We start from the raw sequence: 22,058 nt of genomic DNA, 5'->3' as shown, positions 1-22,058 counted from the left end.
TAGCGATTAACGTTTTTTAACGGGCGTTCAGCCTGAATACAACTCGAACGAAGCGCTGTGCTGGATACCTTCACGGCACGGTTCATCATCGAAAAGCACGCCCTATGTTTCAGAATTACCTTAAAATCGCAGTCAGGAATTTACAAAAACGTGCTTTTTACTCTTTTCTCAACATTGCTGGTCTGGCCGTTGGTATCACGTTTGCGCTGTTGATTGGCAGCTACGTCTGGGGTGAATTTCAGGTAAACCGAACGCTGCGACATGCCGGGCAGCAATATATACTTCTTAGCCATTGGAAGAACCCAAACATGGGGCAGGAAATTACTACCCTGGCTCCGCTGGCCAAACGTCTGAAAGAGGAATACCCAACCTTGATTGCCAACTATTATCGGTGGGATGGACTGACATCCGTGATTTCCAACGGGAACAAACGTTTCCGGGAAGGTATCCAGCTAGGCGACAACACACTACTTTCCATGTACGGTTTTGAAACGCTGCATGGCAATGCCCAGGCGGCTTTAGAACGCCCTTTTTCGGTGGTCATTTCTGCCGAAAAAGCTCTCATCTATTTTGGCCGGACAGATGTGGTTGGTCAAACAGTTGACATTCAGAATTTTTCCGGGGGAAACCATCCGTTCACTATTACAGCCGTACTAAAAGACATAGCAGAAAATTCGGTTACGCAGATCAATACCACAATCAGGAATACCTTTTTTATCCCTACTAATACCTATACTTTTTTCAACAGGAGTGATTTCGATTCGTGGCAAAACGGGGTTTTGCCTTCCTGTATCGAACTAAATGAAGGTATTTCGCCGGCTCAGTTAAAAGAGCCTATTCAGCGACTGATCGACCAGAACACCAGCCCACTCATTCGGCAAAATCTGCGGGTTGAACCCATAGCCCTGACGGATTATTACCGTCAAAAAGAGAATGGTCTGGTGAACCGAATGTTATTTACGCTATCATTGGCAGGGCTGTTTATTTTGCTGATGGCGATTGTCAATTTTGTCAACCTCTCTGTCAGCCTGTCTACCACCCGGCTGCGGGAAATTGGTGTCCGGAAAGTACTGGGCAGTCCCCGAAAACAGCTTATCATGCAGTTTCTGACTGAATCACTGCTCCTGTCAGGTAGCGCTACATTGTTTTCCTTAGGTATCTATCCGATAGCAAAACCCTCCTTTGAGCAGGTTGTCGGGAAATCGCTATTGCCACTGGTATCGTTGCCAACCAGCGCCCTGTTTATTCCCTTGGTCATTGCGGGTCTTGTTGGTTTGCTGGCCGGTATGTACCCGGCTTTTTTGTTGTCGTCGCAGAACGTGCTCGATGCTATGAAGAGTAAACTTCAGTCCGTAAACCAGAAAATACGTCTTCGCCAGTTCCTGGTCGGGTTTCAATTTCTGATTGCTGCGGTTGTACTTATCATTGCAGCCCTCATTACGCAACAGGTACATTATTTTTTTGGTCAGGAGTTGGGCTATAACCAGGCGTATGTAGTTTCGTCGCAGGTACCCCGCGATTGGTCCCCGGCTGGCGTTCGGAAGCTGGAAAGTGTGCGTCAGATCTTCGCTGCTATGCCCGAGGTCGCCAGTATCAGTCTTTCGCACGAGATTCCGAATGGCAACAACGGTGGGCAACCGATGGTCTATAAAAATGGTACTGATTCTACACAGGCCGTTGCTATGCAAGCCCTGGTTGTGGATGAGCATTACCTGAGAACCTATCAGATTGGTCTGGTCGAAGGCCGTTTTTTCGATAGTCGTGGTCTGGACTCGCTGAGTGTGGTTATGAACGAAAAAGCGGTTCGGGCAATGGGCTATAAAAAACCGCACGAGGCTATCGGAAGGCAGATACGAGCGATAGGCGACCCCCGGCTTTTTACCATTGCCGGTATCACGCGGAATTTTCATTTTAACTCTATGCAGCAGGCGATTCAGCCGATGGTGTTTTTTTCCGTGAAAGGGGTTCCCATTTACCGCTACCTGTCTTTTAAAATACACCCCGGAAACATCAGTCGTAGCCTAGAAGCCATTCAAAAGAAATGGACAATACTGTTTCCCGATGCCCCCTTCGACTATACGTTTATGGACCAAACGCTCCAGAAATTATACCGCACCGAATTACAGTTGGAGAAAGCTGCCTATGTAGCTACTGCCCTGGCGTTGCTGGTCGTGCTACTTGGTATCTTCGGGCTGGTTTCGTTGAGTGTAGCCCGTCGGACCAAGGAGGTCGGTATTCGTAAAGTACTTGGCGCATCGGTGCCTGGCATTATAGGGTTATTCCTGAAAGAGTACGGCTGGGTGTTACTCATCACCAACATTATAGCGTGTCCACTTACCTACTGGGTTGTTTCAAACTGGCTGGCCGACTACGCCTATCACACCCAAATCGACTGGCCCCCCTTCGTAGGTGTCGGTTTTATACTGGCAATACTAACGGGCCTGGTTGTGAGTTTACAGGTCGTAAAGACCGCCCTGATGAATCCGGTGAAGAGTTTGCGAACTGAGTAGCATATCGTCCAAATACTCACGGCTCACCCGTAATGGCAGCCCGGCAAAATAGTTAGGAATAATAGGTCCACGTACCCGCTCGAGGCCACCCACTTAAGTCGTCTCAATGGTCTGGGACCAGATGGCCGAAGCCATCAATCGAGTAACCGTAAGCCACCTTTTGCGTACTTTCCTGACTAATCTGACGTAAATCTACTCCCAGAAACATTCCTTGCTCTATAGTTGTAGCTGTGATATGAGGCTCATGTGATAGGGATAGTCATTGGGCAACAAGACCTGGGAACATCCCTGCGTATGACACGGATGACCTCCCCAAAAGCAAGCGTGGTATGGCCTGGCCCGTCAGGTTGCTTCTGGGGAGTTGGTAAGAGGGTTTGAGCCGCTTCTATTCCGGGTCGCCGGTGCGGTTGGTTAGCGTGTTAGGTGGAATACTTTTTGTGAGCATTCTGGTTAGTTTTGTGCTCAGGCATCTGATAGGGAGAGGTTTTGCGGTTTGGTCACTACAAAATTCCCGTTTTATCGGATGCCTTTTTCTATGTTCATCGGGTTTTTAGACAGGTTCCTGGAATTCAGAGGTAGTACAACGGCTCTTCTACAGCGATTTCATACGGTATTGTCCCGCAACGGTTTACCGTATCTGAACAAGAAAGCCCTGTTCAATCAATAGGCTCAATATTCCATACGGTCAACAAAAGCAATACGGGTGCCAGTTAAGTAATGGGATAGAATTTAAAGGCTTTTGACCTTGAAATTAACGACATAAAATTGTTTGACCAGTTACTGTATAAGGTAAATGAAAAAGGTAATGAGTAAGGACTTACCAAGGGATGCCTGCCCTTGAGTTGATGGTATTTATCAGTGCCTACGTCAGTCAGCTTAGGTATTTTTTATTTTTTTATTAATTACGGGTTACAATTTATTCTTCTGCTTCGACTTACAAACGTTAATCATTGTGCAGACAGTTAAAAATTTCTCCGATGCTGAATTAATCACGGCTATAAAAACAGGGACTAATATTGATAATGCTGTTGGATTTATCTATCGGAGTTACTACCGTATGTTAGAGAATTTTGTACTAACAAACAGTGGAAACGAGATGGATGCTGAAGATATTATTCAGGAAGTTCTGGTCGTGTTTATTGATATCGTTCAAACACAGCGGTACAGAAATGAAGCCAGTGTCCGCTCTTTCTTGTATACCCTTACCCGGAATCTCTGGATTTCGGAGTTGCGAAAGCGAAATAGTGATTCTAAAAGAAATGGGTTTTTTGAGGCAAGCAGAGAGAAGGAAGAGGAAGATGTATCAGACTTCCTGATTTATAAAGAGGCTCAGGTGCTTATCGTTGAACTTTTCGAACGGATGGGAGAGAAATGTAAACAGATTTTAACACTCTTTTACTACGAAAACTTATCGATGAAAGAAATTTTAAAACAAACCAGTTACGAAAACGAACAGGTTCTTCGAAACAGAAAATACAAATGCCTCAAAGAACTAACCGACATTATCCAACAATCGCCCACCATAATTAACAACGTCAAATCAGCCTTACAACGATCAAAATAATATGGAAACCATCGAGCTTCTCGACCAGTACATCGATAACCAATTAGTTCCGGATCAGATAGCGCAACTGGAGAAAGACCTGCAGCAGGATGCTGATTTACAACGGCTGCTCGACAGCGTTGTTATTTCTCGTGAAGCCATCCGGTACAGGGCCCTGACAATTAAAGTTAAAGGCCTTCATCAACAATACATAGACGAAATCAGAGCCGATCCTGGTCAGGATTATGACCAGGATGTTATACGGCCCATGCCCGTTCGCCGGGATTACTCATGGGCGCTTCGTATTGCGGCCAGCGTTTTGATTGCCCTGTTTGGGTATGGTAGCTACCAGTACGCGGCCCTGGATAAATCCCAGGTTTATACCAATAAATTTATTTCCTATCGATTGCTTACCGTGCGCGGTAGTGCCGACCAATTGTCTCCCCTACGTTCAGCGTATCTGTCGGAGAACTACGGATCCGTTATCCGACAGTTTAACACCTTATCCATTAAAGCACCAATTGACTATTTTCTGACAGGAGTAGCCTGTTTACAGCAACATGAATACGTTCAGGCTATCAGCCGGTTTACTGAACTTCGGGCAGTTAATAAGTACCAAAAAGAGGTTTATTTCAGGGAAGAAACAGACTATTACCTTGCTCTGGCATACCTGGGTGCAGGCAGGTTAAACGAATCCTATTCCCTCTTTAAGTCTATTCACGACGCACCCCAACATTTATTCAGCGAATCGGTAACGGAGCTCGATCTTGTGAAGCTGAACGTACTTCGTCTGAAAGAAGTCCCTGATTCTGGTAAGTAAAACCGGTAGGCAGTGCTATTTTAAAAAAAATCGCTGCCTGCCGATTACATTTTGACGCGTTACTTCGACTTATGTACATTACCAGCAAAAATCGCTGCCTCAGTAGAGTTAGTGAACAACAGAATACTACTTGAACTGGACGATACGATACTCGTCCTTGACGTTATGGCACGAGTGTCGCCAATTATTCAACACTTTAAGAACCTGTACTATGAAAAGTATCTCATCGAAACACGTTACGACAACCTCAGAAGTTAATACGACTATTTTGGAATGGATACAGGCAACCGAGGAATTCCACTGTTACCATGGTAAAATCAATGCGATTTTACGGGACAGGAATTGCAATAGGTATGCAGATTCGACAGTAGCTTCGTCTGTAGAGAAGTCAGGCCGTATACGTAGTTTAAACAAGTTGCGTCAACACATGAATCATGTACTGGAAATACTGATGGCCGATATTAATAATTCACCGCAAGGCTCTCAGTACACCGACAACTATGGCACTTCATCACGAGCAGGCAGATTGGTAACGCACGCACGATTACTCAAAGAGATCAACCGAAAAATTGGTCAGGAGCTATTGCTGTTCAGTGATTATCAGGCCTGATTTTATCTACTTTCCGCATTAAAAATCCCTGCCTAGCTGCTGGTCAGGGATTTTTTACTTCAAAAAATGAGATTGCTCAGTGGCTATCTTTCAACGTGAGTGGGTAATGAAATCCATCCGGGCCTGTTCACTGACCGCTTTTGTAGCGCCACCAGGAAATTCCTATAAAGCTGATTACTAACGTATAACCGATCCAAAACCAGTAAGTCGGAATAGCCATTGTCTCATCGGGTATTCCAACAAACACTAAGTGAGACCAGTACTGGGGCGCATGAAACTGGGCATACCGTCCATCATGCAACAGGCTGAGCTTAGCTTTTCGTAAGGCCTCAGGAAAATTGTTGCCTTGTTTTACGTAAGTGTAAAATCTACTGCTAATGAAAGCGGTAGCGTTGTCCTCGGCTCTCCAGAGTGAAGTAACCACATTAGAACATCCCGCAGCGGAGAAGGCTCTTGATAAACTCATTACTCCTTCACCACTAATAAGTTTGCCAGTAGCTGTCTCGCAGGCACTAAGAAAGATAAGGTGCACACCAGATAATGTCTCGTTACGTAATTCATGCGCATATAATTTACTTTCGTCCTTCGTATCGGCGTAAAATGCGATATAAGACTGGGATGGGTTATTATTATCGGGTACTGCGTGCGTTGCCAAATGAATAGCGGAAGATCTGCTGGCGTATTTTAAAAAATTCGCTTTGGTAGCTTCCTCAGACTTTAACTTTATACCGTCCAGATCACTTATTTCAGCATCTGAGGCCGGTAGAAAGGCAAATTCCGGATTATTGGCTTTCCCGATTAAATCAAAAGGAGCCATGGCTAACATGCGTTTAAGATTGATTTTGCCTTTTTCTTCATCCTGTAAAAAAGAAGCTGCGTATTGATACGTTATGTCAAACTTTTCGAGCAGATACGTTTTATTGTTGTCTGTTAAAATGTCGAAGGGAAGCAGGCTTAGCTCATTGTGCGGAATAATAATTAGCGAAGATACCGTCCGTAGTTCGCGTTCAGCGGGGCCAACCAACCGATTGTACAGAAAGCGGGCGTTGTCATACCCCTGATAGGGTAGTCCGGGCGTCAGGTTGCGCAGCTGGGCGTTGAGGGTACGCAGGGCCATACGGTAAGCCCTGTCTCTGGGTGCTGTGTAATAATGAATTCCATCCTGAGTCAGTACAAAACAATACACTGTTTCGCCGGTCTGAAAATAGGAGAGGATAGCTCTGTTTTGCCTGAGCAGGTTTTTTCTCAGATAGGGGACATCAATACGATCAAAACTGAATTTTTTACGACGGTAATCAGGATAATCGAGGAGTTTGTTGGCCAGTCGGGATAAGGCCAGTTCATTCTCCTCCATTTCTGCAGTCAATGTGGATAGCTGCTGGTGGGTAACCGACTTCTCAATTTTTATCAGCAGGCGCGATAGATTAAACTTCAGATCCCGTTCTTTTTTGAGTAAGGAATCTGGAATGTTTGCTGACAGTTTTATCTCGTTTTCCTTTAAATTAATATGAAGAGAAATTGCCTTACTTTTTTCGGCTAACCGAAAGGCTTCTTCCAGGTACGTTTCTTTTTTCGTTTCCTCAAACGAATGAATCATAAACGTAACGGCTTCCTGATAAACAGGAAATATTTTCTGGACAATAAAAAGTTGGGCGTCTTCCATATCGAATGATTTTTCGATATAGTCAGCTAATCTTAGTGAAGCCTGATAGGTATTAATGGTAATTTCCCGATGCTGATCTGTAGGTTTTACTGCGTATAGCTTCCTCATACAAGTTGCTTTTGCCGCTAAACTTTCAAATAAAGCGTAATTACGAAACCCACCCGCAGCCGTAGAAGGATTATGATAAATTACCGAATCATTAAAAGCATAATCCAGTTGGATAATCGATTGATGATAATAGCCTAACGCCGTTACTATATTATTCTGCCGATAGGCTATATCAGCCAATAGTTTATAAGTTATGCCGACGTATTTATTTTTTCTGGGTGAGTTATTTTGTTGCTGATCTTTTTTGTAAAAGCTAAGTGCTCTATTTAAATGAGACGAAGCCTCTTTTAACTGATTTTTCTGTAGATAAACATTCCCGAGTGTATTCTCTAAAATAACACGGTTATTCCCCTCTGCATCCCTGACTTTTGATAAGTAATAAAACGCACTATCGGGTTGATTTTTCTCCAGATAAATTGCTCCTAAATTGATGAATACTTCATTGATGTTTATGGTGAGTGGAATCAGGCTCTTATACATGGAGACAGCCGAACTGTAGTCTCCCAGTCGGCGAAGAGCCGACGCAATATTACTCTTATAGCTATATGTTAATCCTTTTTTTTCAGGGTGATTGTTTCGTAGATTCAACTGAACTGCCTTCCGGAAATAATTGATGCTCTGCGAATAATTTCCGGATTCATAATATAGCGCGCCAAATGAATTGTATAAACGTTGAGATCCCTGCTGAGCGGGGAATTTAAGTAAAATGGCTTCTGCTTTATTAAGATAATATAAGGAGGAGTCGAAGAGATTCAGAACGAAGCAGGCTGACCCACAATAGAGGTAGGGTTTAAAGTGGAGTGAGTCAGGAAGATTATACGCCGAACGGCAGGCAATAGCTTTCTTGTAGAGTTCTATTGCCTGCCGCTGGAAACCGTAGGTTTGTTTTATTACCCCGGCCTTTTCGTAACAGTTAGAAAGAATGGGTGCGTTTTTTTGCTCTGCCCTGGTAACTTTAATAACCCGTAAAAACTTGTACAGTGCCAAACTATCAGTATGCGGGCTGGGATTTGGCTGATTGAACAATAACAAGGCCTCTTTGTATAGATCAGATTCCCCGTTAGCGTTATATGCTTCCTGAGCTAACGCATTGAATGTTAGTAAATTAAAGACAAATGCAAAAAAAAGGGTAAACTTTCTCTTCATAGCAGTACGAGTTTTCAAATATAGAAGAAAACTCGCAGGACTATGTGCCAGCGTAGATTATCAACCTACAATTACAATCTCTGGCGGACGGGGTTTAGCACCACCCCCATCATCCGCAGCCGACCGTGCACCAGCACTCGATTGCGTAGTGGTCACACCTACTTTTTTCAGTAAACTGGCTGGTACGTCGCTTACCGTGCTGTAATAGGTAAAGCGAAGGTCAATGTGGTTGAGCGCGCCCTGACTGGTATCATTGATTTTGTAATATAGCCGAACGGTAACAGAGGTTCCATTCGCGGGTTTAACCCCCAATACTCCACTGCTTAATGTTTTCTTTAAATTAACAGAGCCCGTTTTGGAATTGATTGAGATGCCCTGACTTTGTAAAGTCATAGTGTTCGCCAGCCCAGTTACTACGTCGAAATTTAAACTGTTGGTGCCGACCATGGATGGCGCAACTCCTTTAAATGTGGGAGTAGCTAGCGTATCGTTTTGACTCAGAACATACAACGAATTGGCAAAATCAATACCGGCAATTGTTATGTTGCGCGTGCAGGTGTCGGTCGTACCGGTTTTAACATAAAAAACGGTGTACGTCAACCCTGTCTCACTCTTGCTGATATTAATAGCACCCGTAGCCGGATCGATGACAAGCCCGTAGGGCTTGGCACCATAAGTACCTGCCAGCGCTGTTGTAGGCTTTACGATGTAATTCGTTAACTTATTACTAAGGTAAAAAGTGGAGTCAGTATAAGCGAACTCTGAACAGGCGGTGGTGCGTAGGCCCCGATCACTTCCGGTCAGCGGTCCATCGGCGGGAATAATATCTTTCTCGCAACTGCTGAAGATAAACAACAACAGGCAACCAGTAAGTAATTTTGTAATATGCATGAGTAATTGTTTTTTATAATAATTGATTAGTAACAACAGGGAAGACTTTTAACAGAGTCGAAGTAAACACGGCATTTGTAATCTTCCCCATTAAATTATTTCTGATAATTTGTTCGCAGTAGGATCTATGTGCTTTCTCCCACACGCCAGTGAATACTAAATCGACGATAATGTAGATACTGTAATTCGGGACAAAATCTATTCGCTTATCACCACTGATGGTCTGCCGTTAGGTATGGTCGGGACTAAAGAAATCCGCGTTTATGATATGCCGGGCGCAAGTGTAGGTAGCATCATCACGCTGCAATCGAAATCGTTGCTGATATGGGTACTGCTTGTCATTATCATCGCACTACCAGTTGCGTACCACACGTTACGCACCGCTGGTTACAGGACTTTGTGTGCTGAATTGATATTGAGAAGCAGGGCGGTTTGGGGAGGAATAATTCTCTGAGTCAATCGCCTGAATGCTTACGGCCACTGTCCGAATGCGTACTAACATGTACGATTCCGGACATGGAAAATGCTTATAAATCAAGGTAAGTGTCTGATGGATAGTCTTTTGTTTTGCTGGCATGACTTTGGTTGTTTTCCTGAATATACTTTTCGGAATACCCTTAGCCATGCTGACCAACTATCTGAAAATCGCCTATAGGAATCTTATCAATAACAAGGTTTTTTCGTTTATCAACATCGTTGGACTGGCGGCCGGACTTTCCTGTTGCATGCTCATTTGCTTGTATATCTACGACGAACTCAGCTACGATACGCAGCACAAAGACGTTGAACAACTCTATCAGATAGGGACTGTATTCGTGAAGCCCGACGGCGAAGAAAAAACGGCAGGGTCACCCTATCCGCTTGCCGACGCGCTGAAACTGGAATACCCGGAAATCAGTAGCACGACCCGGTTAGCTGGCCTTTTCGTCGACGATAAAACGTTGCTTCGCACGGACGAGGGATCTGACAAACGAACGGTTTTTTACGAAACAAATGGTTACCTGGCGGACTCTGCTTTCTTCTCGTTTTTCAACTACAACTTCATCGAGGGAAATGGGAAACAAGCCCTGAATAGCCCTAACGCTATCGTTCTGTCGGAGCCTGTTGCCCACAAATTATTCGGCAGTCAATCGGCTATCAACAGGGTTGTTCATGTAGAAAGCAACACGAATGGTAATGGGGACTATACCGTTAGGGGCGTGTTTCGACCCGGTACCGTGCCGTCGCACATTGATGGTAATTTTTTTATATCGTTTGACGGGGGCGCCCTGGCGCAATACGTGAAAAGTCAGACGGGTATGGCGGGAAACAATTTGTTTTTCACCTACCTGAAGCTGGTACCCGGCACGGATCCTGAAAAGATAGAAGCTAAATTTCCCGCCTTTATCGAAAAATACATGCGGAAAGATTTGCAGGCTGCATCCTTCGATAAGAAACAGTTCCTGACGGCAGTAAAAGACATTCATCTGAATGCTGATCTGACGCATAACGTAACGCCAACGGGTAGTATGACTTACCTGTATATACTAGGGTCCATTGCGCTATTTACCTTATTGATTGCCTGTATCAATTTCATGAACCTCAGCACGGCACGGTCGGTCAGGCGGTCGGGAGAGGTGGGCGTACGGAAAGTACTGGGTGCCCGGCAAAGTGCGCTGATCCGGCAGTTCCTGAGCGAATCGGTGCTGTTTAGTTGTTTCGCTTTTGTCCTCGCTCTTGGCTTCCTGTTTCTTCTGGTTCCGCTGTTTGAGCAGGTGTCCGGCAAAACATTACGGTTTTCTCCCGTACAGAACCTGACAATGTTTGGTGCTTTTTTCGGGCTGAGTCTGGTGGCGGGTTTGCTGGCCGGTAGCTACCCGGCTTTTTTCCTGTCGTCGTTTCGACCCGTTCTGGTACTGAAGGGTAAAATAAAGAACTCTATGGCGGCTGTTGCGTTGCGACAGGGGCTGGTTGTGGTGCAGTTTACTTTATCGGTGGTACTCATCATTGCGGCTGTTGTTATTGGCCGACAAATGAATTACCTGCGCTCGGTCGATCTGGGCTTTTCCAAAGATCAGCAACTGGTTATTCCACTGCGTAGTACGGCGGCTAAAGCCAGTTATACCGCTCTGAAAAATGCCCTGACCCAAACGGCCCATATACAGTCGGTGGGGGCAGCCGCCTATTATCCGGGAATTTTCAATCCGGAAGACGGCAATTATTACGGCGAGGGGCAAACCCCGGCCGAAGCAAGCCGAACGCGCACCAACCGGATCGATATGGATTACCTGACAACCTTATCCATTAAGCCCGTGGCCGGTCGGCTGTTTTCGCGGGCGTTCCCGGCGGATAGTAGTCAGCGTATTATCGTGAACGAGCAGGCAGCAAAAGCAATGGGGTACCGGTCGGCGAAGGAGGCTATCGGCAAAAAAGCGTTCACAAACCGGGGGGAGGAGCGCGCTGAATTCACCATCGTCGGGGTGGTCCGGGATTTTCACTTCGAAGACCTGCACCTGCCTATTACACCCTATGCCTTTACGCTAAACGACAGCCCCCGTTATAACTACGTAGTAGCCCATGCCAAAGCCGGCGCCATTCAGTCAACGATACAAACCATCGAAACTATTTGGCAGAAGCTTAATCCCGGCGAACCGTTTGAGTACAGTTTTCTGGATGACGATTTTCAGAAGAACTACCTGGCGGAGAGCCGGATGTCGGCCATTGTGCGTTACTTCACCCTCATCGCCATCCTGATTTCCTGCCTGGGTCTGTTTGGCCTGGTTTCCTTTAGCGTTGAGCAACGGACTAAAGAAATTGGGGTTCGGAAAGTGCTGGGGGCTTCGGTCGGCAGTATCGTAACCCTGTTGTCGAAAGATTTTCTCAGGCTGGTGCTCATCGCCATTATCATTGCCAGTCCGCTGGCCTGGTACGCCATGAATCGCTGGTTACAGAGCTTTGCCTACAAAATCTCAATCGACTGGTGGGTATTTGCGCTGGCGGGTTTGCTGGCAGTGGGCATTGCGCTGCTGACGGTGAGTTTCCAAAGCATCAAAGCCGCCCTGATGAATCCCGTCAAATCACTTCGAAGTGAATAAACAACTAACAATCATGCTACGAAACTACCTCAAGATCGCCTGGCGGAATTTAAGCCGGAATAAAGTCTATTCATTCATTAACATTGGCGGGCTGGCCGTCGGTATGGCGGTGGCTGTACTGATTGGCCTGTGGGTGCATGATGAACTGACCTTCGATCACTATCATAAGAACCACGACCGCATTGCCCAGGTGACGCAAAATCAAACATTCAACGGCGAAATCAGCACTATATCCGCTGTTCCCCGGGCACTGGAAATGGCCCTGCGCAATGAATACGCCGGAAATTTCAAGCACATCGTGATGAGTAGCTGGCGGTTTCGCAGTATTCTGGCCCACGACGATAAGAAGCTGGTAAAGCAGGGTAATTTCATGCAGCAGGGCGCTCCTGAGATGCTGGGTCTTGATATGCTTTCGGGAAGAAAGGATGGATTGGAAGACCCCAATTCTATTCTATTGGCGGCTTCTACGGCTCAGGCCCTCTTTGGTGATGAGCAGGCACTGGGCAAAATCGTCAAGCTTAATAATAAGTACAACCTGAAAGTAACCGGCGTATACGCCGACGTACCCCCCAACAACGATTTCAGTGCTACGACCTACATAGCCACTTGGGAACAGTATGTAAACAATACGGAATGGGTAAAAAACTCGGCGAATAACTGGAGCGATAACTCCTGGCAGCTATTTGTCCAGATTGCCGATAACACCACGATGGAGCAGGTATCGGCCAAAATCAGGGACACCAAGATGAAAGCATCTTCCGACGTGCAGCATAAGCCGACGCTATTCCTGCATCCGATGAACGACTGGCATCTACGGTCTTCTTTCGAGAATGGCGTACAAGCGGGCGGGCGCATCGAAAACGTCTGGCTGTTTGGCATCATCGGGGTATTCGTACTCCTGCTGGCCTGCATCAACTTTATGAACCTGAGTACCGCCCGTTCGGAGAAGCGAGCCAAGGAAGTAGGCATTCGTAAGTCGGTGGGGTCGGTGCGGACGCAACTCATCAGCCAGTTTCTAAGCGAATCGTTTCTGATGGTGGGGCTGGCATTCGTAGTGGCGGTAACGCTGGTGCTGGTGGCCCTACCCGCTTTCAACACCCTGGCCGACAAGAAAATAGACTTCCCCTGGGCCAACGGCTATTTCTGGGGAACGTCGTTGTTGTTTGTATGCCTCACCGCCCTACTTTCCGGCAGCTATCCCGCCCTGTACCTCTCTTCTTTTCAACCCATCAAAGTGTTGAAAGGCACCTTCCGGGTGGGGCTGTATGCCGCACTGCCACGTAAGGTGCTGGTCGTGGTGCAATTTACGGTGTCGGTGGTGTTGATTATCGGCACAACTATTGTGTTCAGGCAGCTTCAACATTCCCGAAACCGACCCATTGGCTACAACCGCGACGGGTTGATTCAGATACCGCTGACGGAATTTGATTTTATCGGGAAATACGACTTCATGCGGCACGAATTCATCAATTCGGGTGCGGCAGTCGAGATGTCCTCGGCCAGCAGCCCAACCACGCAGGTCAACTCCAACCGGTCGGGCTATTTATGGGAAGGCAAGCCCGAAGGTTTTCAGGAAGACCTGGCCTATACGGCGGTATCGCCCGACTACGTCAAGTCGCTCGGCCTGAAAATCATTGCCGGACGTGACTTTTCTCGGGAATTCGCTTCGGACTCCAACGCCGTACTACTGAACAAAACCGCCGTGAAATACATGGGGCTGAAGAACCCCATCGGCACCATCCTCCGGGACGATGACGAAAAAGACCCGTCGCACCCGCTGACGGTTATCGGTGTCATCGACGACATGATTATGCAATCGCCCTACGAACCCGTAAAGCAGGCAATGTATGGCTTCGACAAGGGCACGATGTCCAGCTATTACAATCTCCGGCTCAATCCCGATCTGAGTGCCAGCAAGGGCATTGCCACTGTCGAGGCAGTTTTCAGAAAGAATTTCCCCAATCTGCCTTTCGAGTACCAATTCGTTGACCAGGAATACGCAGCCAAATTCGCGAGCGAAGAACGCGTCGGTAAGCTCGCGTCGGTGTTTGCCGTACTGGCCATCTTCATCTCCTGCCTGGGTTTGTTCGGGCTGGCTTCGTTCGTGGCTGAGCAGCGGACAAAAGAGATTGGTATCCGTAAAGTGCTGGGTGCCAGCGTGGGCAGTTTGTGGGGATTACTATCCAAGGACTTCCTGGGGCTGGTTGTCATTGCCTGTTTATTGTCCATGCCCATTGCGGGCTATTTCCTGAACGGCTGGCTAGCCAAGTACAGCTACCGCACGGAGCTAAGCTGGTGGATTTTTGCCCTTTCCGGCGTGGGAGCATTAGCTATTACCTTGTTGACGGTGAGTTTCCAGAGCATCAAAGCTGCGTTGATGAACCCCGTCAAATCACTTCGGTCGGAGTGAGCCATGACGAATCGTCGGACCCTGTTGGGATTTGTAAAATCAGACAATCAGTTTGCTCCGGGATTTCGGACCACCTTTTAAATCACGCCTGTTATGCTACGCAACTATTTCAGAACTGCTTGGCGCAGTCTGGTCAAGAACCGATTCTATTCGCTTATCAATATGACTGGGCTAACGGCTGGGTTGGCCGTTGGTATACTGATCTTACTCTGGGTACAGGATGAGCTTAGCTTTGACCGGTTTCATCACCAAGCTAACAACATCTACCGGCTCGAAAACTGGGCCGGTACCGGAAGTAGTCGCCAAATCTGGACCAGTACCGTGGCACCCATTGCTGAGTTCGGTAAGAAGGAACTGCCCGAAATAAAGGATGCGGTTCGGATTTCCTACAACGGCATTTTCACCCTGTTTAAGTACCAGAATAAGACCGTCAATGAAGAACGAACACAATTTGCAGACCCTACTCTGTTTTCGCTATTCGACTTTCCGCTTATTCAGGGAAATCCAGCCAACCCTTTTCCCGATAAGCATTCCATTGTTCTGACCGAACGTACCGCCAAGCGCTACTTTGGCGATGCCAATCCCATCGGAAAAATTCTGGCGGGGAATGACAACACGGCGTTCAAAGTCAGCGGTATCATCCGGGACTTCCCGGAAAATTCGAGCATCCAGGGCGATATGATTTTACCGATTTCGCTTCGCTTCGAGACCATGTACCAGGATAGAACGGATGGCCGGACGAAGGATAATGACTTTTCTGAGTTCAATTACGAGACCTATCTCCTGTTACAACCAGCGGCCAATCTGGCCAATCTGACTACTAAACTGAGGAACATTCACCTCCGAAACAAGCCCGACGACACTGACCTGACCTACCTGTTACAGCCCCTGACCGACATGCACCTGTACAAAGCCGACGGCACCAACGGGGGCATTGAAACGGTCAGGATGTTCTCGATCATTGCCCTGCTTATTCTGGTCATTGCCTGCATCAATTACGTAAACCTGTCTACGGCCCGCTCCATGCTTCGGGCCAAGGAGGTGAGTATGCGTAAAATTGTTGGAGCCGCCCGGAGTCAGCTTTTCATTCAGTTCATTATTGAAACGGCCCTGCTCTTTTTACTGGCTTCGTTGCTGGCAATGGGTCTGCTGTACGTACTTCTGCCCGCCTATAACCAGCTCTCGGGTAAGGAACTGGTGCTTGATTTTTTCGACTACCACCTCTGGCAGGTCATTGGGTTAACCATTCTCGGTACGCTGGTTGCTTCGAGTATTTATCCGGCCATTCTACTCTCGTCATTCGAGCCTCTTAGGGCACTCCGGGGAAAAGTGTCGGCTCGTCTGAGTGAAGCCACCTTCCGCAAAGTACTGGTCGTAACCCAGTTTACCGTTACGGTTATTCTCATTGCCAGTACGCTGATTATCCGCAACCAGCTGGACTACATCCGTTCGAAAGAATTAGGCTACGACAAGGAACACGTATTCGCGTTTTTCATGCGGGATATGGGCCAGCATTACGACGCCGTGAAAGCCGAGTTGCTGAGCCAGCCGGGCATTACCGCCGTTACTCGGGCCAGTTCCAACATTGTCCAGATTGGCGCACAAACGGGAGACAACGAATGGGACGGAAAAGAAACGGGAGAAACCATGTTTGCCCGGCCCGTCGCCATCGATAAAGACCTCATCCCGTTCTTCAACATGACCCTAAAGCAGGGGGGCAACTTTACCGGTGCCGTGTCTGACTCGCTACATTTCATTCTCAACGAAACAGCCGTAAAAACGGCCCGGATTAAGAATCCGATTGGCAAACGGTTCAGATTGTGGAAACGCAGCGGCACCATCATTGGCGTTGTCAACGATTTCCATTTTGCCTCGATGCGTCAAAAAATAGAACCCGCTGTTTTCTATTATGACCCCAACCAGATGGGTGCGATGTACATCAAAACAACGGGTAACGATGCCGGCCAGGCTATTGCAGCCGCTCAACGTTCGTGGAAACAATACAATCCCGATTATGCGTTCGATTACGCTTTTCTGGACGACGTGTTTGCTAATCTCTACAAGTCGGAACAGAAAACCGGGGTGCTGTTCAACGTATTTGCTACCATTGCCATCCTGATTTCGTGCCTGGGTTTGTTTGGCCTGGCCACCTTCACCGCTCAGGTACGCACCCGCGAGATTGGCGTCCGAAAAGTATTGGGCGCCAGCATAACGGGTATCGTTCAATTGCTGGCCAAAGATTTCGTGAAGCTGGTCATAATCGCCATTCTTATCGCCACCCCGATTGCCTGGTACACCATGAGTCAGTGGTTGCAGGACTTTGCGTATCGGATCGACGTGCAATGGTGGGTGTTTGCGCTGGCGGGTTTGCTGGCAGTGGGCATTGCATTGCTGACGGTGAGTCTCCAGAGCATAAAAGCGGCTCTGATGAATCCGGTGAAAGCGTTGAGAAGTGAATAAACGTAAACCACTATGCTACGGAACTACCTCAAAATTGCCTGGCGGAATCTGTGGAAGCACAGGCTGTTTTCATTCATCAACATCTTCGGGCTGGCATCGGGTCTGACAGTTTGTATGCTGGCCATTGCCCACATAAAAGGGGCGCTGGATTACGATTCGTTTCATCCCAACGCCAGCCGGACGTACCGTGTCCTGACTAATGTAGTCAGTTTAAATAACGATGCAACGCCTTTTGCCACCGCCCCCCTGCCGCTGGCTGCTACGTTGAAGCAACAGTATGGATTCGTAGAAGAAGCAACGCGGATTTCTTTAAGGTACAACGAGTTTTTGGGTAACCACAAACGGCTGATGACGAGGTCATATGCCGTCGATTCCAGTTTTTTTCGGGTCTTTGGCTTTACACTCGCTATGGGCCAACCGGCTACCGGGCCGAACACGGTAATACTGACGCCCGAAACCGCCCGGAAGTTCTTTGGCACGGCCAATCCCGTTGGTCAAACGCTGCAAGACAAAGAACTGGGTATTTTTACCATTACCGGCGTATTGGCTGAGCCGCCTGCCAAATCGCATCTCGTATTCGATATGTTGCTTTCGTTGCCCAATCGCCCGGCTGATGGTGCGAATTGGGAGTCGTACTCGGTTGCGTATACCTATGTCTTGCTGAAGGCGGGTACACCGGCTGGCTCGCTCCGGAAAGCGTTGACGTCGGTGCATGACCGGGCTACCCGCGATTTGCGTTTCAAAACCATAAAGGGGTACAGTTTCCGTACGCAACGACTCGATGCCATCTCGCCATCCCGACAAGAGTTGATGTACGGCACGTACGAACCCACAGTAGCTGGCCTACTGGCCGAATTTGGCATAGGACTGATAACGCTGCTGATGGCGGGGTTCAACTACGTTAACCTGACGCTGGCCCGGTCCCTCAGCCGCGCCCGCGAAGTGGGTATTCGCAAGGTGGCCGGAGCTGTACGCTGGCAATTGCTGGGGCAGTTCATGGCCGAATCGGTAGTATTGTCGCTACTGGCACTGGGGCTGGCTTGCGTGATGCTGGAGTTAGTAAAACCCATGTCGTTTGTGCAGCAATGGCTCATTGGTGGGGTTCAGTGGGACTGGACCATCTGGGCGGTGTTTGTCGCTTTCAGCATAGTGGCCGGGTTGCTGGCGGGTGTTGTGCCGGCCCGGATACTATCGGGCTTTGAACCCGCTCAGGTGCTGCGAAGTCATACCGGTTTGCGCGTCATACGGGGCCTGTCGCTTCGTAAGTCGCTGATTGTGGTGCAATTTATCATTTCGCTGGTAGCCATGATTGGGTTGCTAACCATGATTCGGCAGATGGACTACATGGCTACGGGCGATTACGGCTTCCGGCGGAAAAACATACTCAATGTTCCGGTCGGCGATGTGCCGGTTCAGCGATTAACGAATGAACTGCGTCAGTTGGCGGGGGTTGATCGGGTATCGGCCACGTCCGAACTGTTCGGGTCGCATGGCAATTCACAATCGGTGAAGCGTACCCGGGCAGGGCAGGATTCATCGGGAATGTTCATCTGGTCGGTCGATAATCAGTTTGTTCCAAACATGAACCTGACCTTGCTGGCGGGCCAAAACCTGCCGGTCGGCACCGCCGACACATCCGGGCGGTTAGTGCTGTTGAACGAAGAAGCGGTGAAAATATTTCGGCTGGGAACGCCCCGTGCGGCCATTGGCCAATCGCTCTGGCTCAACGACAGCACGGAGGTATCGGTGGTTGGGGTGGTGAAAGATTTTCGGTTTACCTCGTTTGCCTTTTCGATAAAACCCCTGTTGTTACGCAGTCAGCCCAGTCAATATCGTTACGTAAACGTTAGCGTAGCCAATGGTGCCGAAACAGCCGTACTAACCGACGCAAACCGGGTCTGGAAACGACTGAGTCCGTATGAGGCCTTTGCCGGGCAATGGTACGATGATTTTTTGCAGGAACGCCACACGCACGCCAGCGACACGAATTTTATGGCACTGCTCATTGGGCTGGCTTTTTCCATTGCCTGCTTAGGGCTACTGGGCATGGTTACCTACAACACCCAAACCCGCGTTAAAGAAATTGGGGTACGGAAAGTAATGGGAGCCGAGGTCATACAGATTGTCTGGCTACTGGCCCGCGATTTCGTAAAACTGTTGCTCATCGCGGCTGCCATTGCCTTGCCGCTGGGGTACATGGCAGGCTATGCGTTCCTGTTCAACTTCGCCTACCATCTCTCAATTGGCTTCGAAACGCCGGGCCTTTGCGTAGGCGTTCTATTGTTACTTGGCAGTCTGACCATTGGAATACGGACGTACCGGGCTGCGCTGGTAAATCCGGCTAACTCATTACGCAGCGAATAAGGATCAGGATAAAAACTAAGCTCCAAGCTCTTGTAACCATGTTTACCAATTACCTCAAAATCGCTTTCAGAAACCTGGTTCGAAACCGTTCCTTTACGGTCCTGAATTTGCTGAGCCTGATTATTGGACTTTTCGTGGCCTACGTAGCCATTAGCTACATCCGGTTTGAGTTAGGGTATGATTCATTTCATCGAAATGCCGGCTCGATCTACCGACTGGCTCGCACCTACCGCTCGCAGGACTATAGCATCATTGGTTTTGCCCGCTGGGATGCCAGCACCGACAAGGAGCAGCAACTACAGCTCGAATTCCTTAAAAAAGCAACCGGCGTTGCCGATGCGGCCCAGTTTGTCACCTCGGAAGTGCCCGTATTTATAGAGGCTGAAGGCCGAAAGATTCAGGAGAGAAACGTACTGACAACCAATACTCCGCAGGCTTTCTGCGCCTTGTTTACCTGGGCCTTGCGGCAGGGTAGTTTTCAGAATTTCGCCAGTGGGACCAATAAGGTGATGCTAACAGCTACTACTGCTCGCAAACTCTTCGGCGATGAAGCACTAAGCAACCCGGACGTGATTCAAAAGCGGATAACCGTCGGATCAGAAACCTATATCATAGCGGCTATTATCGACGATATTTCGAAGCAGTCACACTTTGACTTCAGTATGGCTGTCAGCCAGCCGCGCATCCCCTACTGGGGAAGTCGGATGTATGTGCAGACGGACAACAATGCGGATACTGAACGGGTCACGGCTGCCATTAACGGGGCCATAGCGGCCTTCAATCCCAACCTGGTCCGCGACCCGCTCTACAAACAGCATTTTTTGCAGCCTATTACAGCTATTCACCTGCACTCCACTATTCTTTACGAACTCAAGCCGCCTGGCAACGTGCTATACCTACTACTAATTGGGGGATTTTCCCTGTTCATCAGCATCATCACGCTGTTCAACTACGCCAATCTCTCACTGGCTATCAAGTCGAAACAGAGTAAAGCAATTGGGGTGCAAAAAGCACTGGGAGCGCATCAAACATCCATTGCCATTCAGTTTATTACAGAAGGGATTTTGCTGGCACTGATGGCCCTGCCATTTGTGGCTGTCCTGACTGCAGGGTGCATCCCGCTGTTCAATAACCTGATGGGGGTAGCTATTCCGGCAAATGTGTTCAACGATCCGCTGGCGGTTCTGGCCCTACTACTGCTGGCCCTGTTCACAGGGGCATTGGCCAGCAGTTTTACCGCAGTCAATCTGGCCGGAAAGAAAGCAGTTACCTTGTTCAAAGAGAACCTGCGGAGCAACCAGTACCAGAATTTCCCAATTCGTAAATACCTGATTCTAAGTCAATTTTCGATTCTTATTGGCATCACATCGGTTTCTTATTTCATAATAAAGCAGATCAAGTACGTCGAAAGCAAAGACCTTGGCTTTCGGAAAGAGGGTATTTTATACGCTTACTCGTCACCCGGTAAACAGACCCTGTTTCAAGAAAAGCTACGGCAGGTTCCCGGCATTAAATTGGTAGGAAACGGGTCTTCTTTTGGCATCGCCCCTTTCAACCAGGTGACGTATAAACTTCAGGGCTCCGACGTAGTGTTTGACGATGCCCGGCAGCTATACCTAGACCCGGCAGCGCTGAACGCCTACGGTCTTAAAACGACCCCACTGCCATCGGGCCGCAACCGCCCCGCCACGTTTACCCTTGTTAACCGAACGGCAGCCGAACAGATAGCGGCAAAAGAGCAGCTGCCGGTCGAATCAGTTATTGGCAAAACCATTATTACTGAGCCGGAGTACGTCAGTGAAAACGGGCAGATCGGGCTGCCGTTCACGGTAGCAGGTATTTTTGACGACATTAACGTTTTTTCACTGCACGAAAAGGTAGAGCCTTACTTCATCACCGTAGTAGACAGTCTTCGTATGGACGGGCGAACCATTGTCTGGTATGACACAACCTCCACGGCTGCAACCGTTGCCCGGATTCGGAAACTATACGCTGGCCTGAACGAGCAACGCCCGCTCGAAATAGACTACCTCGACGAACAACTGGCCGGTTTGTACAAACAGGATCACCAAACAGCCAGTCTCCTGTTCTGCTTCAATCTGATTGCCATTTTTCTGGCATGCATTGGCATTGCAGGTATTACCATTTTTTTGACCGTGGCCCGCACCAAAGAAATCGGCATTCGCAAAGTGCTGGGGGCTTCAGCTCTGTCAATTGTCCAGTCAGCTACGAAAGAGTATGTGTATCTCATCGGATTTGCCCTGCTCATTAGTTGGCCTGTAGCGATGTATGTGATTAATGAATGGCTAAAAAATTTCGCCTATCATATTACTGTACAGCAACTCCCATTTGTTGTTATCGGCTTTTTTGCCTTTATGCTTACTGCGCTTATCGTGGCCATTATTGCCTATAAAGCTGCGCTGGTAAACCCGGCTAACTCATTACGCAGTGAATAAAGC

At 48.2% G+C, this 22,058-nt stretch carries 11 protein-coding genes; 9 read left to right on the top strand and 2 right to left on the bottom strand.

The genetic code is table 11. From position 1 onward, the window contains the following. The first annotated feature begins 104 nt into the window (after nt 1-104). From B157_RS0126480 to B157_RS39140, 4 genes are all read left to right on the top strand, one after another. Nucleotides 105-2,510, top strand: a complete 2,406-nt coding sequence (locus B157_RS0126480; RefSeq protein ID WP_020606337.1) for an ABC transporter permease — start codon at nt 105-107, stop codon at nt 2,508-2,510. Between the two features lie 952 nt (nt 2,511-3,462). Next, nucleotides 3,463-4,074: an RNA polymerase sigma factor gene (locus B157_RS0126475; protein WP_020606336.1), complete on the top strand. Its 612-nt coding sequence runs from the start codon at nt 3,463-3,465 to the stop codon at nt 4,072-4,074. Nucleotide 4,075: 1 nt separating this feature from the next. Next, nucleotides 4,076-4,873: an anti-sigma factor family protein gene (locus B157_RS0126470; protein WP_020606335.1), complete on the top strand. Its 798-nt coding sequence runs from the start codon at nt 4,076-4,078 to the stop codon at nt 4,871-4,873. Nucleotides 4,874-5,300: 427 nt separating this feature from the next. Beyond that, nucleotides 5,301-5,483, top strand: coding sequence for a hypothetical protein (locus tag B157_RS39140; protein WP_020606334.1), 183 nt, complete (start codon nt 5,301-5,303; stop codon nt 5,481-5,483). Between the two features lie 127 nt (nt 5,484-5,610). On the opposite strand, the gene B157_RS0126460 is transcribed toward B157_RS39140, so the two are convergent. Both B157_RS0126460 and B157_RS0126455 read right to left on the bottom strand, forming a co-directional pair. Continuing rightward, nucleotides 5,611-8,400 carry a CHAT domain-containing protein gene (locus B157_RS0126460; protein WP_020606333.1) on the bottom strand — a complete coding sequence of 930 codons (2,790 nt, stop codon included), beginning with the start codon at nt 8,398-8,400 and terminating at the stop codon, nt 5,611-5,613. A gap of 60 nt (nt 8,401-8,460) precedes the next feature. Then, nucleotides 8,461-9,291: a hypothetical protein gene (locus B157_RS0126455; protein WP_020606332.1), complete on the bottom strand. Its 831-nt coding sequence runs from the start codon at nt 9,289-9,291 to the stop codon at nt 8,461-8,463. Nucleotides 9,292-9,914: 623 nt separating this feature from the next. Between B157_RS0126455 and B157_RS0126450 the strand changes: the two genes are divergently transcribed. The 5 genes from B157_RS0126450 (at nt 9,915) to B157_RS0126430 (ending at nt 22,055) form a co-directional block, all read left to right on the top strand. Further along, complete coding sequence (locus B157_RS0126450; protein WP_020606331.1) at nt 9,915-12,365, top strand: ABC transporter permease; 2,451 nt, start codon at nt 9,915-9,917, stop codon at nt 12,363-12,365. Nucleotides 12,366-12,378: 13 nt separating this feature from the next. Continuing rightward, nucleotides 12,379-14,775, top strand: coding sequence for an ABC transporter permease (locus tag B157_RS0126445; protein ID WP_020606330.1), 2,397 nt, complete (start codon nt 12,379-12,381; stop codon nt 14,773-14,775). 93 nt (nt 14,776-14,868) lie between these two features. Next, entirely contained in the window at nt 14,869-17,235 is a 2,367-nt protein-coding gene (locus B157_RS0126440; RefSeq protein WP_020606329.1) for an ABC transporter permease, read from the top strand. 12 nt (nt 17,236-17,247) lie between these two features. Beyond that, a complete protein-coding gene (locus tag B157_RS0126435) occupies nt 17,248-19,599 on the top strand; it encodes an ABC transporter permease (RefSeq protein ID WP_020606328.1) in 2,352 nt (783 codons plus the stop codon). 38 nt (nt 19,600-19,637) lie between these two features. Further along, a complete protein-coding gene (locus B157_RS0126430) occupies nt 19,638-22,055 on the top strand; it encodes an ABC transporter permease (protein ID WP_020606327.1) in 2,418 nt (805 codons plus the stop codon). Nucleotides 22,056-22,058: the final 3 nt, after the last annotated feature.

This window comes from Spirosoma spitsbergense DSM 19989 (assembly GCF_000374085.1).
Lineage (GTDB): Bacteria > Bacteroidota > Bacteroidia > Cytophagales > Spirosomataceae > Spirosoma > Spirosoma spitsbergense.
Note: the sequence above shows the minus strand (reverse complement) of the source record. Positions and strands in the feature narration are given on the sequence as shown.

What these genes read in the sequence shown, in the direction of transcription:
- B157_RS0126480 (WP_020606337.1), top strand. Translation starts at nt 105, where the DNA reads ATGTTTCAGAATTACCTTAAAATCGCAGTCAGGAATTTACAAAAACGT.
- B157_RS0126470 (WP_020606335.1), top strand. Translation starts at nt 4,076, where the DNA reads ATGGAAACCATCGAGCTTCTCGACCAGTACATCGATAACCAATTAGTT.
- B157_RS39140 (WP_020606334.1), top strand. Translation starts at nt 5,301, where the DNA reads ATGAATCATGTACTGGAAATACTGATGGCCGATATTAATAATTCACCG.
- B157_RS0126460 (WP_020606333.1), bottom strand. Translation starts at nt 8,400, where the DNA reads ATGAAGAGAAAGTTTACCCTTTTTTTTGCATTTGTCTTTAATTTACTA.
- B157_RS0126455 (WP_020606332.1), bottom strand. Translation starts at nt 9,291, where the DNA reads ATGCATATTACAAAATTACTTACTGGTTGCCTGTTGTTGTTTATCTTC.
- B157_RS0126450 (WP_020606331.1), top strand. Translation starts at nt 9,915, where the DNA reads ATGCTGACCAACTATCTGAAAATCGCCTATAGGAATCTTATCAATAAC.
- B157_RS0126445 (WP_020606330.1), top strand. Translation starts at nt 12,379, where the DNA reads ATGCTACGAAACTACCTCAAGATCGCCTGGCGGAATTTAAGCCGGAAT.
- B157_RS0126440 (WP_020606329.1), top strand. Translation starts at nt 14,869, where the DNA reads ATGCTACGCAACTATTTCAGAACTGCTTGGCGCAGTCTGGTCAAGAAC.
- B157_RS0126435 (WP_020606328.1), top strand. Translation starts at nt 17,248, where the DNA reads ATGCTACGGAACTACCTCAAAATTGCCTGGCGGAATCTGTGGAAGCAC.
- B157_RS0126430 (WP_020606327.1), top strand. Translation starts at nt 19,638, where the DNA reads ATGTTTACCAATTACCTCAAAATCGCTTTCAGAAACCTGGTTCGAAAC.